This window comes from Microbacterium paraoxydans (assembly GCF_900105335.1).
Taxonomy (GTDB): domain Bacteria; phylum Actinomycetota; class Actinomycetes; order Actinomycetales; family Microbacteriaceae; genus Microbacterium; species Microbacterium paraoxydans.
This window is the reverse complement of the sequence record NZ_LT629770.1, coordinates 2,159,012-2,176,597: the sequence shown is the minus strand read 5'-3', so window position 1 is coordinate 2,176,597 and position 17,586 is coordinate 2,159,012. Positions and strand designations below refer to the sequence as shown.

Annotated in this window: 14 protein-coding genes; 5 read left to right on the top strand and 9 right to left on the bottom strand. The window is 71.6% G+C overall.

Going from position 1 to position 17,586, the window contains the following annotated elements:
* Nucleotides 1–49 precede the first annotated feature (49 nt).
* The 8 genes from BLU02_RS10795 to BLU02_RS10760 form a co-directional block, all read right to left on the bottom strand.
* On the bottom strand, nt 50–2,203 hold the full coding sequence (locus tag BLU02_RS10795) for a peptidase C14 (RefSeq protein WP_082750122.1): 2,154 nt from the start codon (nt 2,201–2,203) through the stop codon (nt 50–52).
* A 104-nt stretch (nt 2,204–2,307) separates the two neighbouring features.
* Entirely contained in the window at nt 2,308–3,234 is a 927-nt protein-coding gene (locus BLU02_RS10790; RefSeq protein ID WP_083370978.1) for a GNAT family N-acetyltransferase, read from the bottom strand.
* Nucleotides 3,231–4,244, bottom strand: coding sequence for a hydroxyacid dehydrogenase (locus tag BLU02_RS10785; RefSeq protein ID WP_083370977.1), 1,014 nt, complete (start codon nt 4,242–4,244; stop codon nt 3,231–3,233). The genes BLU02_RS10790 and BLU02_RS10785 overlap by 4 nt, the downstream gene beginning before the upstream one ends.
* The gene (locus BLU02_RS10780; protein WP_083370976.1) at nt 4,241–5,326 is read right to left on the bottom strand and encodes a dihydrodipicolinate synthase family protein; all 1,086 of its coding nucleotides are present in this window, start codon (nt 5,324–5,326) and stop codon (nt 4,241–4,243) included. Before BLU02_RS10780 ends, BLU02_RS10785 begins: the two co-directional genes overlap by 4 nt.
* Complete coding sequence (locus tag BLU02_RS10775) at nt 5,326–6,360, bottom strand: NAD-dependent epimerase/dehydratase family protein (RefSeq protein WP_060923531.1); 1,035 nt, start codon at nt 6,358–6,360, stop codon at nt 5,326–5,328. The genes BLU02_RS10780 and BLU02_RS10775 overlap by 1 nt, the downstream gene beginning before the upstream one ends.
* A 21-nt stretch (nt 6,361–6,381) precedes the next feature.
* A complete protein-coding gene (locus tag BLU02_RS10770; RefSeq protein ID WP_060923532.1) occupies nt 6,382–7,287 on the bottom strand; it encodes a carbohydrate ABC transporter permease in 906 nt (301 codons plus the stop codon).
* On the bottom strand, nt 7,284–8,189 hold the full coding sequence (locus BLU02_RS10765) for a carbohydrate ABC transporter permease (protein ID WP_060923533.1): 906 nt from the start codon (nt 8,187–8,189) through the stop codon (nt 7,284–7,286). Before BLU02_RS10765 ends, BLU02_RS10770 begins: the two co-directional genes overlap by 4 nt.
* Before the next feature lie 67 nt (nt 8,190–8,256).
* The gene (locus BLU02_RS10760; protein ID WP_060923534.1) at nt 8,257–9,498 is read right to left on the bottom strand and encodes an ABC transporter substrate-binding protein; all 1,242 of its coding nucleotides are present in this window, start codon (nt 9,496–9,498) and stop codon (nt 8,257–8,259) included.
* Nucleotides 9,499–9,684: 186 nt separating this feature from the next.
* Here BLU02_RS10760 and BLU02_RS10755 point away from each other — a divergent pair, with 186 nt between their 5' ends.
* The 5 genes from BLU02_RS10755 (at nt 9,685) to corA (ending at nt 15,244) form a co-directional block, all read left to right on the top strand.
* Complete coding sequence (locus BLU02_RS10755; protein WP_083370975.1) at nt 9,685–10,854, top strand: ROK family transcriptional regulator; 1,170 nt, start codon at nt 9,685–9,687, stop codon at nt 10,852–10,854.
* A complete protein-coding gene (locus BLU02_RS10750; protein WP_060922749.1) occupies nt 10,851–11,870 on the top strand; it encodes a Gfo/Idh/MocA family protein in 1,020 nt (339 codons plus the stop codon). Before BLU02_RS10755 ends, BLU02_RS10750 begins: the two co-directional genes overlap by 4 nt.
* Nucleotides 11,867–12,889, top strand: coding sequence for a Gfo/Idh/MocA family protein (locus BLU02_RS10745; RefSeq protein ID WP_060922750.1), 1,023 nt, complete (start codon nt 11,867–11,869; stop codon nt 12,887–12,889). The genes BLU02_RS10750 and BLU02_RS10745 overlap by 4 nt, the downstream gene beginning before the upstream one ends.
* Nucleotides 12,890–13,155: 266 nt before the next feature.
* Nucleotides 13,156–13,950, top strand: a complete 795-nt coding sequence (locus tag BLU02_RS10740; protein WP_060922751.1) for an SDR family NAD(P)-dependent oxidoreductase — start codon at nt 13,156–13,158, stop codon at nt 13,948–13,950.
* A gap of 292 nt (nt 13,951–14,242) precedes the next feature.
* Nucleotides 14,243–15,244, top strand: a complete 1,002-nt coding sequence (corA, locus tag BLU02_RS10735) for a magnesium/cobalt transporter CorA (protein ID WP_025104158.1) — start codon at nt 14,243–14,245, stop codon at nt 15,242–15,244.
* 69 nt (nt 15,245–15,313) lie between these two features.
* On the opposite strand, the gene BLU02_RS10730 is transcribed toward corA, so the two are convergent.
* A complete protein-coding gene (locus BLU02_RS10730) occupies nt 15,314–17,494 on the bottom strand; it encodes a S8 family peptidase (protein ID WP_060922752.1) in 2,181 nt (726 codons plus the stop codon).
* Nucleotides 17,495–17,586 lie beyond the last annotated feature (92 nt).

Below are 17,586 nucleotides of genomic sequence, written 5' to 3'. Positions count from 1 at the left end.
CGGGGAGGCGGCGGGTCGCGCCGCAGCTCCGAAGTCGTGCCCGGGAGGATCAGCCGACGACGAGGTTGGCGGTGTCGACGACGCGGTCGCCCTCGCCGGGGAACGCCGTGCGGGTGACCCCGGCCTCCACATTGCCGGTGTGCAGCAGCGTCGAGCCTGTGCCGAAGGCGTCGTCGCGGAGCTCCAGGGCGCCGCCCTCGAAGCGGTTGCCGACCGCGCGGTAGTGGGTCGCGCCGCTCGTCACGGCGACGTGCGTGGTCGCCCCCTCGGCCCGGAAGGTGCTGTCGGCGAGCGTCAGGTGCAGCTCGCCCGCGCCCGACCGCGACACCGTCGTCCCACCCTTCGCCGACACCTCGGATCCCGCGATCTCGACGACCTGACGGTCCTTTCCGGCGGCCGCGATGCGGGCGTTGCGGAGCGTCGAGCCTTCGATGCGCAGCTTGCCCGTCGCGGAGGCGATGGGGGCGGCGTCGTCCGCCGCGGTGAGGGTCGAGCCACGGAAGGTGACCGCACCCGGCCCGTTGATCTTCATGCCGCCCACGCGGTCGAGCACCGTGTCGACGAAGGTCACCGGCGTCTTCACCGTCGCGTTGGTGAGCTCGCCCGGAGCGACGAACGTGAAGTGCGAGTCGGCGATCACGGTCGGGCGGGCGGAGTTGTCGGACGCCTGGGTGATGATGAGCGTGTCCGACGCGGTGCAGCCCCGCAGCTGCGCGCCGTCCGCGTTGATCCACAGCATTCCTGAACCGGACAGCGAGGGCTTGCCGATCACCTGCACGTCCTCCAGCGTCAGGTCGGTGATACGCACCCGCGCGACGAACCATGAGCACACGTGCTTGCGGACGGTGATGCGCTTGGCGGCCGAGCCCCACGCGGCGCCCGAGTTGGCGAACGTCATGAGGCCGGAGTTGCCCGTGTAGGTGAGGTCGTGCTCGTACTGGCCGTGGGTGACGAACGGGCCCTGGTCGTCGCCGTCGCCGTGGCAGTTCTCCACGAGGCAGTAGGCGCTCGCGGTGAAGTCGTTGAGGTGCCGGGCGTTCGCGGTGTGGCAGTTGGCGACGTAGCCGTACAGGCAGTAGATCTGCTGCGTCAGGTAGCCCGCGCCGCCCCAGGTGACGGAGGTCGGGTTCTTCAGCGTGCAGCTCTCCGTGGTGAAGTACGTGTTCCACCGGCGCTGGATCAGCGGCCAGAAGGTCGCCGTGCCGTCGATGTGGTCCACGTCGCAGCGCACCGCGTACTCGAAGGCCAGCGGGTGCGACCCCGTGTACTCGTCCGTCCCCTTGCCGAGGAACTTCAGGTTCGACACCGTCACGTCCTGCACCGGCTTCACGTGCCGCCAGGTCATCGTGCGGTCCTTGCCGAGCGGCCAGCCGTTCTTGTAGTTCACGCGGATGTGCCGACCGTCGACGATCTGGGTCACCTGCACCAGCCGCTGCAGCTCGCGCTCCCAGCGGCCCGACAGCGCGTTGACCTCGGCGGCGTACCACTCTCCGACCGCGAAGAACGACGAGTCGGCGACGGGGAAGATGTCGGCGAGGTCGGGCACGTCCTCGCCGAGCTTCGCCTCCTGCACCGCGTCGGTCACCTCGCCGCGGAAGAACATGACGGCCGCGAAGGGGTCGTCCTTCCCGGCGTTCTCGATACCCTCGGTCGTCATCAGGTGGTTCCCGAAGTCGAAGGCGATGTTCGACCGGGAGAACTTGTGGCGGCGGACGAAGTTGAGGTCGGTGTGCGCCTCCACGCGTCGCACCCGGGCGTCGCCCACCATCGCATCGAGCGCGTCGTCCGCGGGCGCGGAGGCGTCCATGATGCCGAACTTCCGGAAGTCGACCGTGCCGTCGTGCACGAGCACCCAGGCTCCGCCCTTCGGCCCCGCGAGCACCGTGCCGCCGTTCGCCGTGGGGGCGTCCTTCTTCACGAAGCGGTAGAGCCCGTCGCCGCCGTCGCCGGGGGTCGCGTAGCCGCTCGTGCGCACGAGGTCGCCCTCCTTGCCTTTGCGCGTCGCGAGGGCGGTGGCGACGCCTCCGTGCGCGACGTTCTTCGAGCCCGACGACTCCTGCGGCACGGCGGGTCCCGCGGCCTGGGCCGCGGCGGGCGCGCCGATCGCGGCGACCCCGCCCAGGGCGGCGGCGCCGAAACCGGCGAGCAGCATCCGTCGACTGCGCATCGCCGCGGTCTCGGTGGTGGTGTCCAGCTGGGTCATGCTCATCCTCCTTGCGGCGTCCTCGCCGCGGTCAGGCGTCCGGCCCTCGGCCGGATCGCGGTCACCGATCAGTCCCCGATCCCCAGCGCTCTCCGAGCGGATGCTCAGAAGTAGTCGCCCGCCGTGAAGTGGCGGATGCCGTCCACCCGGGCCTGGCGGCGAAGCGGGCGGATCATCCCGGTGCGGTCGTCCTGCCGCACGGCCGCGGGAGCGAACGCCCGGACGGCGGCCTCCTCCGCGGCGAGCGCGGGGACGGCCAGCTCGCAGGTGCGGACGCCCGCCGCGGCCCAGTCCGCGGCCACGGCCTCCAGCAGGGTGTGCCGCACCGCGGCCGGATCGGCCACGGTGGGATCGGTCGCGCTCTCGTGCAGCAGCCCGATGCCGTCGCGCACCTCCGCCACCGCGTAGCCGACCGTCGCCTCCGCCTCGGCGAGCCGATACAGCGTGGTGCCACGCAGCCGCACCTCCGCCATCGTCCAGTCGCGGTCGCCGCGCACCGGAGCGAGCACGACCACACCGGTGCGGGAGCGCTCGTAGACCTCGCGCAGCGGGCCGAGGACACCGAGTCCTACGCACTCGCGCGCGACCGAGGCGGACTCCGGGGCCGTCGCCGACGCCGCCCACGGCCCGGCGAAAGCACGGGGCATCGAGAAGGTCGTGAAGCCGCTCGACCGGTACACGTCGGGGGTTCCGGTGAACAGCAGGGCCCAGTCGGCGTCACCCGCCGCGTCCAGGGTGGCGGCCACGAGCCGGCGGGCCAGGCCCCGACCGCGAGCCCGCTCGGCGACCGCCACACTGCCGATCGCGTGCACCCGCGCCACACCGCCGTCCGATTCCCGCAGGCGCTTCGGCAGTCCGAAGATCGACCCGCACACGCCCTCGTCGTCTTCCGCGACGAGCGTGTGGCTCAGCCGCTCGTCGTCCACGAGCCACTGGTCCGGCGCGAGGGGCGGTGTGAAGGCGGCCGCCCACAGTGCCGCGAGGGCGGGCTGGTCCTCCGCCCGCGCCGACCGCACGACTACGGCGCTCATGCCATCGAGGAGAGCTGGGCGCGGTCGACGGCGTGTGCGAGCGGCCGCCCCGCAGCGAAGGCGTCGAGCTCGTCGGCGACGATCCGCCCCTGCCGCAGTCGGCCCTCCCTGGTCCCGGCCGCGCGGTGCGGAGTGAGCAGCACGCGCGGTGCCGAGCGGAAGGGACTCTCCGCGGGGAGGGGCTCCTCGTCGAACACGTCGATCGCGGCGCTCAACCGGCCGCGCCGGAGCTCGGCGAGCAGGGCGGCCTCGTCGACGAGCCAGGAGCGCGCCGTGTTCACCAGGCCCGCGCCGTCCGGCATCAGGGCGAGTTCGCGTGCACCGATCAGGTGATGCGTCTCGGGCAGGGTCGGGGCATGCACCGCGACGATCTGCGCGCGACGGAGCGCCTCGTCGAGCGTCACGAGCTCCGCCCCGAGGGACGCCGCCTCCGCGGCCTCCAGGGTCGGGTCGACGAGCAGCGGCTGTGCGCCGAGCGCCCGGAGGAGCTCGAGGTACGCCCGCCCGGTCCGGGAGGCGCCGATGACCGCGATGGGCGCGCCGAGGATCTCGTGCTGCACCCCGACGGCCTCCGCGTCCCACCAGCCGCTCCCGGCGCGCAGCGCGTCGTGCATCTCGGGCACCCGGTGCAGCAGCGCGAGCGTGAAGGTCAGCGACACCTCCGCCACCGACCGGGCCATCCCCGCCCCGGCCTGCGTCACCCGCACGCCGCGGTCGAACAGCTCGTCGGTCGCGAAGGGCTTGATCGTGGCCCCGGTGTGCGCGACGAGCTCCAGCTTCGGAAGGGTGGCGAGCACCGCGTGGTCGAAAGGACCCACGCCCCAGCTCGTCACCACGACGCGCGCCTCGTCGAGCACCGCGTCCGCGAGCCGGTCCACCCGCACGAACGTCCCGCCGAGCCGCGCCGCGACGGCCTCCAAGCGCGCCGCGTCCTCGGGCGAGAAGAACTCCGCGAACAGCTCGGCGGAGACGACCGCGACCACGCTCGGAGCGCCCGTGCCGGCGGTCATCGCAGCCAGGCCTCGAGGTTCTCGGCGATGAACGCGTCGTCGTTGAGCTCCGGATACGCCTGCCGGACGCGGGCGATCTCCTCCGCCTGTCCCGGCGAGAGGCCCTCGGCCGGGTCGAGGCACCAGATGCCTTCGAGAAGCCCCTGCTGGCGGAGCATCTCGTGCACCCCGGCGATGACGCCGTGGAAGTCGTTGCCCGGGTCGAACACGGCCTGGTTCACGTCCACCATGTCCGAGGCACGGCGTCCCACCTCACGGTAGGCCTCCGCGTCTCCCGCCAGGGCGCGATGCACCCGCTCCAGCAGCGCGACCGCCGCGTGCGTGCCGACCGCCCACTGGCCGAGCAGCCCGCCGACGAACCGGAGGGTGCGCCGCCCGGACGGGGAGTCCACGTGGAACTCGGAGAGCAGGTCGGCGACGATCGCGTCGTCGTTGCCCGTGTACAGCGCGATCTCGTCGGCGCGGCCCGAGGCGGCCACGCCCCGTACGAGCTCCAGCGTGCGATAGCGGTCGAAGGGAGCGGCCTTCACCGCGACGACGGAGGGGATCGCGGCGAACTCCCGCCAGAACTCGCGGTCGAGCACGGGTCCGCCGATCGCGGTCTGCAGGTAGAAGCCGACCAGCGGCAGCACCTCGCCGACGGCGCGGGCGCGGTCGAGCAGGGCACGCTCGTCCGCACCCGCGACGCGGGGACTCACCAGCACGGCGTCGTAGCCGAGGGAGCGGGCGAGCTCCGCTTCGGCGACCGCCTGGGCCGTGTCGCCCGCCACGCCGGCGATGCGCACGAGGGTCGCATCGTCGCGGGCGTCCATCTCCTCCGCGGCCAGCGCGAGCACCGGCTCGAAGAGCGCGTGCTCCGGGTCGCGGATCTCGAACTGCGTCGTGTGCACGCCGACGGCGAGGCCGCCGGCCCCGGCGTCGAGGTAGTAACGGGAGAGCGCCCGCTGCCGCCGCTCGTCGAGCGTGCGCGCGGCGGTGAGGGCGAGCGGATGGGCCGGGATCACGGCCCCGCGGGCGAGGGTCGCGGCGGCCTCAGGGCGCAGCGACGGCACGGTCGCCGTCCGCGCAGCGGGGTCGGTCATCAGAACTTCCCGTCCCGTACGGCCCACTTGGTGGGCTTGGCGATCATCGGCAGTCCGTCGCGGATCCAGCCGGCCTGCATGCGGATGAGCTCCTCGGCGGAGACGGACGGGTAGCCGAACAGGGCCATGCAGCGGCGCGCATCGCTGAGCAGCGCGGTCGGCTGCGGCTCGTCCACGATCTCGACCTCCCGCTCGAACAGTTCGCCGAAGCGGTGGGCGATCGAGGAGACGCTGAGCAGCTCCGGACCGGTGAGGTTGATCACGAAGGGGTCGGTGGAGGCATACACCAGGCTGCGCAGCACGACCTCGTTCGCGTAGCCCTGCCAGATCACGTTGACGTTGGCGGTGGCGACCGAGACCGGCTCGCCCGCGTGCACGGCGCTGCCGATGTCGGCGAGCACCCCGTAGCGGAGGTCGACGGCGTAGTTCAGGCGGATGATCGCGACCTTGGTGCCGCGCTCCTGCGCCCCGAACTCGAAGACGCGCTCCCGTCCGAGGCAGGACTGCGCGTACTCGCCGATCGGCGCGGGCGTGGTCTCCTCGGCGGCACCGCCCGAGGCGGCAGGGACGAACGGGTACACGTTCCCGGTGGAGAGCACCGAGATCGCGCTGTCGCGGTACCGGCGGGCGATGCGGTCGGGAAGGGCCGCGTTGACCTCCCACGCCCAGGAGGCGTTGGTCGCGGCACCGAACTTCGCGCCCACCATGAACACCACGTTCGGGGCGTCGGGGAGACCGGCGAGGTCGTCGTTCTCGATGAGGTCGAACGGCACGACGCGGACCCCCGCGGCCTCCAGGCGCTCGCGGATGGCGGCGTCGCCGAAGCGGGAGACCGCGTACACCGCGTCGTCGGTGCGTCCGGCGGCGTCCAGGCCGCGCCGGGCGAGCATCGCCAGGGTCGGTCCCATCTTGCCGCCGGCGCCGAGGATCACGAGGTCTCCGGAACCCTGGGCGAGGTCGGCCACGAGCCCGTCGCTCGGGGTGGCCAGCGCCTCCTCGAGCTCGGCCTCGGAGGCGAATGCGTACTGCGTCATTGTCGTGCGGTTCCCTTCTTCTCAGCCCTTGATCCCGGTGCCGGTGACGCCCTCCTGCACGTACCGCTGAGCGATGAGGTACGCGAGGAAGATCGGCAGCAGCGCCACGACGGAGCCGGCGAGCATGGTGCTGAGCGGCACATCCTGCTGCTGCAGCGACGAGATGCCCACGGTGAGGGTGAACATCGAGTTGGACTTGGCGATGATGAGCGGCCAGAGGAAGTCGTTCCAGTGCCAGAGGAAGACGAAGATCCCGAGCGTCGCGAGGATCGGCTTGCACAGCGGCAGCACGATCCGCAGGAAGATGCGGAACTCGCCGGCGCCGTCGATGCGGGCCGCCTCGAACAGCTCGTCGGGAAGGCCCTGGATGAACTGGCGCATGAGGAAGACCGCCTGCGCGTTCGCGAGCGTCGGCAGGATGAGGCCCCAGTAGGTGTCGATGCCGCCGAGGTTCGCCATGAGGATGAACGTCGGGATCAGCGTCACGTGGAACGGCACCATGACCATCGCCAGGAACGACCAGAACATGACCTCCTTGCCGCGGAAGCGCTTCTTGGCGAAGGCGTACCCGGCGAGCGCGGAGAGGAACAGCACCGCCACGACCGACACGAGCGAGTAGACGAGCGTGTTGAACAGCCAGACGAGGATGTTCTGCCCGGCGAGCACCTGCTCGTACGCCTCGAACGAGATGTCGTTCCAGGGGAGCAGCGAGCCGGGGAGCTCGACGAGCATGCCCGGCTTCAGGCTCAGCACGACCATGGCGTAGAAGGGGAAGAAGCTGAGGATGCCGGCGAGGCTCAGCCAGATCCAGCGGACCGCGATGCCCCAGCCGGTCGGCTCGAGCGCGCGGAACGAGCGGCGTTTCCGCGCGGCGGGACGCGTCGCGGGCGGCGTCGTCTGCGTCGGCGGCTGCAGGAGGGCGGTCATTTCTGCTTTCCGATCACGAGGCGCTGGATGAGGGCGACCACGAGGGTCATGACGAACAGGGCGACGCCCACCGCGGCCGCGTAGCCGTAGTCGAAGTAGCGGAAGCCCTGGTCGTAGAGCATGTAGACGAGCGAGTAGCTCGCGTTCGCCGGCCCGCCCTGGGTCATCACGTAGATGACGTCGAAGACCTGGAAGGCGGCCGTCGTCTCGATCACCGCGAGGAAGAAGAAGGTCGGGCGCAGGTGCGGGAGGATGATCCACCGGAAGCGCTGCCAGGCGTTCGCGCCGTCGACCAGCGCCGCCTCCTCCAGCTCGCGCGGCACGTCCTGCAGGGCGGCGATGAGGATCATCATCCCGTAGCCGAACCGGGACCAGACGCCCACGACGACGATCGCGGGGATCACGAGCACGGTGCTGCCGAGCCAGGAGCCGCCGAGACCGAGCGGGGCCATCAGCGCGGACCACGGGCCGTTGGCGGAGAAGATCCAGACGAAGATCGAGCCGGCCAGCACGAGCGAGGTGATGACGGGGAGGAAGAAGATCGAGCGGAAGAACCGGGCGCCGCGGAAGGCGCGGCGCACGCCGAGGGCCATGATCGTCGACAGCACGAGCGCGATCGGCACCGCGAAGACCGTGTAGATGAGAGTGGTCCCCAGCGCCCGCCAGAACAGCGGGTCGGCGACGAGGCGCTGGAAGTGGTCGAGGCCGCGCCAGGCGATCTCGCCGGAGATGTCGTAGTCGAAGAAGCTCAGCGCCACACCCGCGATGCTCGGGCCGAAGCGGAAGGCGATGAACAGCAGGAAGGCGGGGAGCACGAACAGGAACGCGACGCGCGCTTCCCGTCGGGCGAGCACCCGGGCGACCCGTCCTGCGGGCTTCGGCGCCGTGGTGGCCGTCGTCATTGTCGATTCCTCACGTGGGGGGCGGGAGAGAGGGGGCGTGCGGCGGGTACCCGCACGCCCCCGGGTGTCACTTCTGCAGCAGCGGGGCTGCGGCGGCCGCGGCGTCCTTCAGGGCGTCGGCCGGGGACTTCTGGCCCAGCAGGGCGGCCTGGATCTCCGGCGAGAGCACGCCCATGAGCGCACGGGAGCTGGCGTCGAGCTCGCCCACCGTGGTGTCGGGGACGTACTTCTCGACCTCGCCGAGGAGCGGGTCGTCGGCGTACAGCGGCTCGGTGGTGCTGAGCGCGGAGAAGTAGCCGGCGGCCTTGAGGTACGGCTCGACGACGTCGGCGCCGGTCGCGAACTCGGCGAACGCGGCTGCGGCCTCGGGGGCCTTCGAGCCCTTGAGCACGGACAGCGAGCCGACGGTGCCGTAGGCCACGGACTCCTCATCGGTCAGCGGCGCGAGGACCTTGACGTTCTCCTCGCCCCAGAACGGCGCGACCTCGGTCACGGCGTTGTTCCAGGTGCAGGCGACCTTGCCCTGGGCGATGGCGGTCTGCTCCAGCGGGACGTTGGTGGTGAGGGCCTCCGGGTCGAGCGCGCCCTCCTCGGCCAGGTCGGTCAGGAAGGTGAGCGCCTCTTCGCCGGCCTTGCTGTCGAAGCCGACCTCGCCGTCCTCGGTGTAGACCTCGCCGCCGGCCTGCCAGAGCAGCGGGTAGTAGGTGAGGTTGAGGGTGTTCTCGGCCGACGCCGGGTAGTTGAGGGCGTACATGCCCTTGTCGATGAACGCCGGAGCCATCTCGGCGATGTCGTCCCACGTCTCCGGGTACTCGGTCACCCCGGCGCCCTCGAACGCGGCCGCGTTGCAGATCAGCGGCTGCGCGCTGGTGAGGATCGGGGCACCGAGGATGTCGCCGCCGAGCGTGACCGACTCCTTGACGTTGGGGAGCAGGTCGCCCTGGCGCTCCTCGCTGAGCAGGTCGTTCAGCGGGGCGATCGACTTCTGGTACGCCGCGAGCTGGTCGGGGATGAGGTAGACGACGTCCGGTCCCTTGCCGGCGGCGATCGCCGTCTGCAGGGCCTCGTCACGGTTCGCCCACGGGAAGATTTCGTACTTCACGTTGACGTTCTCGTTCTCCTTCTCGAACGCCTCGATGGTCGAGTCCCAGAAGTCCTTGTGCACCGCCTCGTCGGCGATGACGGGGTAGAGCCAGACCGTGATGTCCTGCTCGCCCTCTGCGGTGTTGCCTCCGCCGGCCGAACATCCGGCCAACAGGGTGGCGGCCGCGACTCCCGCGACGACGCCGGTGATCTTGCTGACGCGCATGGTGCTCCTTTGCGTAAACCGTGCTGAGTACGGTTCATTATGACATTGGCTTTGGATAATTCGTCAAGCATAAGTTCTCAGAGCCTTGTTTCCGCCGTGTTTCTCGGCCGTGAACAACAATCCCCGATCTGAGAATCGGGTGTGCTAATTTGATCGCACCAACGGCGGAGACGAAGGAGGGACCCGATGGGCGCGACCAGTCCGCTCTCGATCGTGGCGCGGTCCGCACTCCGGCTGCGCGATGCCGGACCGGCGACCGTCAGCGACCTCTCCCGGTCGCTCGAGGTCTCCCGCACCTCCGTCGAGAACGCCGTGGCGGTGCTCTCCGACTCCGGACTCCTCGTCGACGCCCCGGCGCAGAACGGCGGCGGCGCGGGGCGCCCGGCCCGCCGCTACTCCTTCCACGCCGCCGCCGGTGTGGTGGTGGGCGTGGACATCGGCGTCGCGAGCGTGCGGGTCGTCGTCGCGGACCTCGCGGGGGTGGTCATCGCCCAGCGGGCGTTCCCCGGCGTCGCGGAGCAGCCCGACGGCCCGGCCAAGCTCGCCGCCGTGATCGACGACGTCCGGGGCACTCTCGCCCCGCTCTCGCTGCCGCGGACCGGTCTGCGGGCGATCGGCGTCTCCCTGCCCGGCATCGTCGACGACGACGGACGGGTCACCACCTCGGTCGTCATCCCGGAGTGGTCCGGTATCGACATCGGCTCGCAGTTGCGCCAGGCGTTCGGCTGCCCCGTGGCGGTCGACAACGGTGTGCGGCTCGCGGCCGTTGCGGAACATCACCTCGGCGTCGCGCAGCTCGTCGACGATGTCATCTACCTGTCGGTCGGCAACCGCATCGCCATGGGCCTCATCCTCGGCGGCCGTCCGCGGCGCGGCATCCACAACGCGGCGGGAGACATCGGCCGCCTCGCGTTCCGGGGCCTGAACACCGAGACCGGGCAAATCTCGTGGCGCACCGCCCCGACCGCCGCCGAGGTGTTCGCCCTGGCGCGCAGCGGGGAGCAGGCCGCCCGGCAAGAGCTCGACGGCTTCATCGACGAACTCGCCCACGGGATCGCGACGCTGATCATGACGGTCGACCCCGCCATGGTGGTGATCGGCGGTGGACTCTCGGCCGCGCACGAGCAGCTGCTCGACCCCCTGCGCGCCGCCCTGCCCGGCCACCTCGGACTGCCGTTCCAGGTGCCCGTCGCGGAGGCACGGCTGGGTGCGGAAGCAGCCGCCCACGGCGCCGTCGTGCACGCGTTCCAGCGGCATCCGGGCGACATCTACGGCATCGAGGACATGCCCGCCCCACCGATCACCCCCCTGCCGCACGACCCCGCGGCCGGCGTCGACCCCGAGGAGAAGCAGTGAGCACGTTGAAGGTCGGACTCATCGGCGCGGGCGGGATCTCCCGCGTGCACGCCGACGCCTGGCGGGCGCTCGGCGTGCAGGGCTTCGTCACCTCGAAGGAGGGCGCGGAGGAGATCGCCGCGGAATACGGGTTCGAGGTCGTGGCGGACGTCGACGCGCTCCTGGAGCAGGTCGACGTCGTCGACATCGTCACGCCGAGCAGCACCCACGCCGACTTCGCCCTTCGGGCCATCGCCCGGGGGATCGACGTGATCTGCGAGAAGCCGCTCGCCGCGACCGCGGAGGCCGCCGCCGAGGTGACCGCCGCCGCAGCCGCCGCGGGAGTACGGCTGTTCCCCGCCCACGTCGTGCGCTACATGGGGGAGTACGCCCGGATCAAGGCCGGCATCGACGCCGGGCAGATCGGCACCCCTGCCGTGCAGCGCTTCCGTCGCCTCGGCGCCGCACCCCAGGCCCCCTGGTTCTTCTCGGAGCGGGCGGGCGGCGGCGTCATCCGCGACCTCATGATCCACGACATCGATCAGGCGCTGTGGTTCGCCGGGCCGGTCGACAGCGTCTACGCGGTGCAGAACCCGCCGACGGTCGACGACCGCGTTCCGGCCCCGGTCACGGCGCATGTCGTGCTCACCCACCGCAACGGGGTCATCAGCCACGTGCACGCGAGCTGGGTGCAGCCCGGCATGCCGTTCCGCACCAGCGTCGAGGTCGCCGGATCCGAGGGGCGCCTGCGCTACGACAGCGCCGAGGACCACACGCTGCGCACCGACGCCGTGCTCGTCGAGGGCGCGACCGACTACCTCCCGCCGATGTCACCCGAGGAGAGTCCGTACTACGCGGAGATCGCCGACTTCGTGGCCGCCATCGCGGAGGGACGCGATGCCGCCGTCACCCCGGAGGACGGCATCCAGGCGGTCGCGGTCGCCGAGGCCGCCTACGCCTCGATCGCCTCCGGAGCCCCGGTCGCCCTCCCCGCTTCGTCCCCCGCCGTCGCCGTCGCCGAGGAGGCCACCCGATGACCGCTCCCCGCCCGCTGCGGATCGCCGTGCTGTCCTTCGCGCACACGCACGCCCTCAGCTACGTGCACGCGCTGCAGCAGATGCCCGGTGTCGAGCTGATCGCCGCCGACCCCGACGGCGCCTCCGCCCCGGACGACGCTCCGCGCGGTGCCGCCCTGGCCGCGGAGCTCGGGGTCGCGTACGTCGAGACCTACGACGAGGCCTTCGCGTGGGGCCCGGACGCGGTCGTGGTGGCCGCCGAGAACTCCCGTCACCGCGCCCTCGTCGAGCAGGCCGCCGCGGCCGGCGTGCACGTGCTGTGCGAGAAGCCGCTGGCGACGACCGTCGAGGACGCGATCGCGATGCGCGACGCCTGCGACCGGGCGGGCGTGCTACTCATGGTGGCGTACCCGGTGCGCTTCTCCCCCGCGGTGCGCGACGCCGTCGCCGAGCTGCGCAGCGGACGCCTCGGGAAGATCCTCGGCGTCACCGGCATCAACAACGGCAAGCTCCCGCAGGACCGGGCCTGGTTCACCGATCCCGCGCTCGCCGGCGGCGGTGCCCTGGTCGACCACGTCGTGCATTGCGCCGACCTCCTCGACGAGCTCCTGGGTGAGCGGGCGCAGACCGTCCGCGCGGTGTCGAACAGCATCCTGCACGGGGAGCGCGACCTCGCGGTCGAGACCGGGGGCCTCGTGACGATCCAGTACCCGAGCGGGGTGATCGCCACGATCGACTGCTCGTGGAGCTGGCCGCTGAGCTCGCCGACCTGGGGCGGCCTCACCCTCGAGGTCGTGGCCGAGCGCGGGACCGTGACCGTGAGCCCCTTCGCGAAGGGCGTGGCCGGACACGATGCCCACGGCGAGACCTGGACCCCGGTCGGGGCCGACCTCGACGCCCTGCTGCTCCAGGAGTTCGTGCAGGCCGTGCGTGCGGGCCGTCAGCCCCAGCCCGACGCCGGTGTCGGCATCCGCACCGTCGAGATCGTGAAGGCCGCGCAGGAGTCCGCGTCCCGCGCCGGCACCCCCATCCCCCTCTAGCCCCCGCGCCCCGCACCCCGCCCACCTCGCGGGATCAAAATCGCTCCCACTCCCGTCCCCCCAGGCCCGTTTCCCGTCCCGCACGCGGTCTCGTCCCGCCGTGCGGGATCAAAACCGCGCCTTCCACTCCCGTCCCCGGCCCGTTTCCCGTCCCGCACGGAGACGGCATGTCCCACTCCCGCCCCTCCCGTGGCGGGGAGCGGGCGGGCATGAAACCGGCGCGGCGGGCGTTGTACCCGACGCCGCAGCGACACGGAGGAGACATCATGCGCATCGACCTCGCCGGGAAGACGGCCCTCGTCACGGGTTCGACCCAGGGCATCGGACTCGCCATCGCCACGACTCTGGCCGATGCGGGAGCTCGGGTCGCCGTCAACGGCCGGAACCCCGAGACCGTGTCGTCGGTCATCGCCGCGCTGCAGGAGGAGAACCCGGACCGGAACCTCGTCGCCGCGCCGGGCGACGTCACCACGGAGGACGGCGCCGCCCGCGTGCTCGCCGCCACCGGAGACGTCGACATCCTCGTGAACAACCTCGGCATCTTCGGGGCCACCCCCGCGCTCGACATCTCCGACGACGAGTGGCGCCGGTACTTCGACGTGAATGTGCTCGCCGCCGTCCGGCTCATCCGCGCGACCCTGCCCGGCATGAAGGAGCGCGGCTGGGGTCGGGTGCTCGACATCGCGAGCGACTCGGCGGTCGTGATCCCGGCGGAGATGATCCACTACGGGATGTCGAAGACCGCGCTGCTCGCCGTCTCCCGGGGGTTCGCGAAGGAGGCGGCCGGCACGGGTGTGACGGTGAACTCGGTGCTCGCGGGCCCGACCCACACCGGCGGCGTGGAGGACTTCGTCTACTCGCTCGTGGATCCGCAGCTGCCGTGGGAGGAGGCCCAGCGCGAGTTCATGCGCGTGCACCGCCCCCAGTCCCTGCTGCAGCGGCTCATCGAACCGGAGGAGATCGCGAACATGGTCGCGTACCTCGCGTCCCCGCTCGCCTCGGCGACGACGGGTGCCGCCGTCCGGGTCGACGGCGGCTACATCGACGCGATCGTCCCCTGACCCCTTCGAATCGCGCACTTCGCGGCATCTGCGGCCGGAATGGGGCCATTCGGGCGATTCGAAACGGAGGAGTAAGCTGGCCCCGGAGAAGCACGGAAAGGCGGTGATGGCGATGTCCGACGATAGTAACGACGCCGCCCTCGCTGCGTCGCGCTTCCCGGCACCCACGCGTTGAGCTCCTGCTCCGCGTCCGTGCCTCTCGCCTCGCAGTCATCGGCGGCGTCTCCCGCCCCCTGACGAATCCGCACGCGAGACAAGCGTCTGCGTGCGCCCGCGAGAACGGAGCCGCATCATGGCGCTCATCGACAACGGCGTGTACGTCCACGGACGTCGCGTGGAGACCCCGAAGAACCTGGACGAGACCTACCGGATGCTGGACGCCGCCGGCGGGATCGCGTGGATCGGCCTGTACCGACCGAGTCCGGAAGAGGTCGCGTCCGTCGCCCGCGAGTTCGATCTGCATCCGCTCGCCGTCGAGGATGCGCTCTCGGGGCATCAGCGCTCCAAGGTGGAGCGCTACGGCGACACGCTCTTCGCCGTGCTGCGCCCCGCCCGTTACCGCGACAAGGAGGAGTCGATCGAGTTCGGTGAGCTGCACCTGTTCATCGGCCCCGACTTCGTGGTGACGATCCGCCACGCGGAGTCGCCGAACCTCGCCGCGGTCCGCCGCCGGATGGAGGCCAACCCGGAGCTGCTCGCGATGGGACCGGAGGCGGTCTTCTACGCGATCCTCGACGAGGTCGTGGACGAGTACGAGCCCGTCGTGGCGGGCCTGGAGAACGACATCGACGAGATCGAGGACCAGCTCTTCGGCGACAGCGACGACGACGCCCTCTCCCGCCGCATCTACGAACTCTCCCGCGAGGTCATCAACTTCCAGCGCGCGGTGCACCCGCTGAGCGGCATGCTGGAGTGGCTACGCCGCGGGTCGGAGAAGTACCGCATCGACGAGGAGCTGCAGCGCTCCCTCCGGGACGTGCTCGACCACACGATCCGCGTGAACGAGCGCGTCGACTCGTTCCGCGCGATCCTCGAGAACGCCCTGACGGTGCAGTCGGCGCTGGTCGCGCGGCGGCACTCGGAGGCGGGGCTGGCTCAGAACGACGAGATCAAGAAGATCTCCTCGTGGGCGGCCATCATCTTCGCGCCCACGCTCGTCGGCACGGTCTACGGCATGAACTTCGACGTGATGCCCGAGCTGCACTGGGCGTTCGGGTATCCGATGGCGATCGGGGCGATGGCCGCGTTCGCGGTCGGGCTCTATGGAGTGTTCAAGTACAAGAGGTGGCTCTGACACGCAGGCCGTCACGCCGGTTCAGGCCATCGCTTCCGGAAAGCGCCTGAACCGGCGTGACCGCCTGTCTCATCGAACAGCGATCACGGGGAAGGCCGGCTCGTCGCCGGAGGTCGCGGGGATCTGCAGCTGGGCCTTCTCCGCGGATTCCAGCGTGAGGGTCCATCGCAGCCCGCGGGCCGTCCGCTCGACCTCGCCCACCGTCGGTACCGGGACCTCGACGTCCCCGAAAGCCGTCAGATCGATGTCGACGACCGCCCGTCCGCCCGCCGCCCCGGCGTTGGCGAGGTCGAGGAGGATGAGCGTGTCGTGCGTAGCCCCGGGCTGCGGGGAGAGCTCGACCGAGTAGCCGATCGCCGACTTCGTGTGCACCGAGAACCGCACGGGCGCCGTGAGGGCCGAGGTGTCGCCGCCGACGATCGTCCTGGCCACGACCTCATACGTCCCCTGCGTCAGCGGTGCGTCCACGGTCCAGGTGCCGTCGTCGCGCACGGTCACGAACCGCAGGAACGGCGTCAGCTCCCCGTCGCGCACGTCCACGCGGACCCGGGAGCCCGGGACGCCGGTACCCGAGATGGTCGTCGTGGTCGCGGTGATCGTGGCCCCGGCCTTCGGGGTGAGGATGGTCGGCGCGGCCGGGGAGGTGCGGATGACGATGGGAGCCCTGGCCTCGCCGGCGATCAGGGTGCTCGGCCCGGCCGGAGCATCCGCGGGGACGGGGAACACGGTCGCGAACCGTCCCTGCGCATCGGTCTGCACCGGCATGGTGGCGGTGCCCACGCGGAGCTCCACGGTGCTCCGCGGCGCATGCCCGCTGCCGGTCACCCGGAAGGGCTGCCCGGTGAGCGCCACGCGGGAGTAGACCCCGACAGCGGGGACGGAGGTACCGATGTCGGCATCCATGAGTCCGGCGCCCACCCGATCCGGTCCCTCGTCGGCGACGCCGTCGGCCGTGGCCCTGATGCGACGCGTGACCTCGTCGGGAGTGAGCGTCGGGTCGGCGGCGAGCATGCGAGCGGCGAGCCCCGCGACGTGCGGCGAGGCCATGGACGTACCGGGGAACAGGGCGTAGATCGAGCCGTCGTCCTGGCGGGTCACCGCGGACCAGACGACTCCCGGGGCGGTGACGGTCACCTTGCCTGCGCCGTAGTTGGAGAATCCGGCCATGACGACGGCGCCGCTGGTCTCGTCCTGATCGGCGGCGGCGACGGAGATCACGTCCGGCAGCCCGGCAGGGGCCTTCAGGCAGGAGGAGTCGACGGCACGCGGCTCCGGGGCCCCGTCGTCCGGGCTGAGGACGTCGGTGGTCATGGTGGCGAGGTCCTGGCTCTCGTTCCCCACGGCGGCGACGTTGACGACGCCCTGCTCGTGCGCATAGGCGTACGTGCGGCGGAGGGCTTCCAGCGCGGCGGACTGCGTGTCCTCGCCGGCGCACCAGACGTACCAGGGGTCGACGTAGTAGCTGTGGTTCACGACGGGGATGTCGTGTCGGACCGCCCACATCGTCGCGCAGATGCTGGCTTCGGGGTAGATGTGCCCGGTCTGGTTGTCGACCTTGATGGCGGCGACTCGCGCATCCGGGGCGATGCCGCGGACGCCGGAGCCGTTCGCGGCACCGGCGATGCTCCCTGCCACATGGGTCCCGTGGGCACCGACGAGCCCCGCGCCCGGCTGCCACGCGGCAGGCCGGGTGTCCGGGACGCCGTTGACCCCGCACCCGACGGAGAGCGCCGGGTCGATGCGGTCGGCGAGGTCGGGATGCCCGGCGTCGATGCCGTTGTCCGCGACCCCCACGACCACGCCTGCGCCGCCCGGGGTCGTCGCGCCGACGGCGACGGTGTCCCACGCGGTGCCCTCGGCGGGCATGGCCTCCGGCTCCTCGGTGACCCCGGCTGCCGATACCGCCGGCTCGGGAAGGCGATCCGGCGTGGTCGACGTGCGGGTAGGGCCGACGGACTGCACCCACGGCTGAGCGCGGAGCTGCGCCGCGAACTCCCCCTCGGGCGCCCGGACGACGGTGACCCCGATCTCCGGGTACGAGATCAGCAGCGTCCCTCCCGCGTCGGCGATGGCCGCGCGCAGCGTCTCGTCGCTCGCCGCACCGGGGGCGGTGTTCACGACCCAGTTCAGGGCGGGGGCGTCGGGGGCGACCTCCGCCGCCGCCGGAAGCGCGGATGACGGGATCGCCAGGGCGAGAACGGCGCCGACGGCGAGCGCGACGCCGATGCAACGGGAGAGGGGACGGGTCACAGCAGCCTGCCTTTCGAATGCGGCCGGGGGCCGTCGAGTCGGGATGGTCCGGTGAACAAGAGGCGGAGGGGGCGGATCGATTACGCGCGTCC

Excerpts from the sequence above, each read along its gene's own strand:
- BLU02_RS10795 (WP_082750122.1), bottom strand. The coding sequence starts at position 2,203 with ATGACCCAGCTGGACACCACCACCGAGACCGCGGCGATGCGCAGTCGA.
- BLU02_RS10790 (WP_083370978.1), bottom strand. The coding sequence starts at position 3,234 with ATGAGCGCCGTAGTCGTGCGGTCGGCGCGGGCGGAGGACCAGCCCGCC.
- BLU02_RS10785 (WP_083370977.1), bottom strand. The coding sequence starts at position 4,244 with ATGACCGCCGGCACGGGCGCTCCGAGCGTGGTCGCGGTCGTCTCCGCC.
- BLU02_RS10780 (WP_083370976.1), bottom strand. The coding sequence starts at position 5,326 with ATGACCGACCCCGCTGCGCGGACGGCGACCGTGCCGTCGCTGCGCCCT.
- BLU02_RS10775 (WP_060923531.1), bottom strand. The coding sequence starts at position 6,360 with ATGACGCAGTACGCATTCGCCTCCGAGGCCGAGCTCGAGGAGGCGCTG.
- BLU02_RS10770 (WP_060923532.1), bottom strand. The coding sequence starts at position 7,287 with ATGACCGCCCTCCTGCAGCCGCCGACGCAGACGACGCCGCCCGCGACG.
- BLU02_RS10765 (WP_060923533.1), bottom strand. The coding sequence starts at position 8,189 with ATGACGACGGCCACCACGGCGCCGAAGCCCGCAGGACGGGTCGCCCGG.
- BLU02_RS10760 (WP_060923534.1), bottom strand. The coding sequence starts at position 9,498 with ATGCGCGTCAGCAAGATCACCGGCGTCGTCGCGGGAGTCGCGGCCGCC.
- BLU02_RS10755 (WP_083370975.1), top strand. The coding sequence starts at position 9,685 with ATGGGCGCGACCAGTCCGCTCTCGATCGTGGCGCGGTCCGCACTCCGG.
- BLU02_RS10745 (WP_060922750.1), top strand. The coding sequence starts at position 11,867 with ATGACCGCTCCCCGCCCGCTGCGGATCGCCGTGCTGTCCTTCGCGCAC.
- BLU02_RS10740 (WP_060922751.1), top strand. The coding sequence starts at position 13,156 with ATGCGCATCGACCTCGCCGGGAAGACGGCCCTCGTCACGGGTTCGACC.
- corA (WP_025104158.1), top strand. The coding sequence starts at position 14,243 with ATGGCGCTCATCGACAACGGCGTGTACGTCCACGGACGTCGCGTGGAG.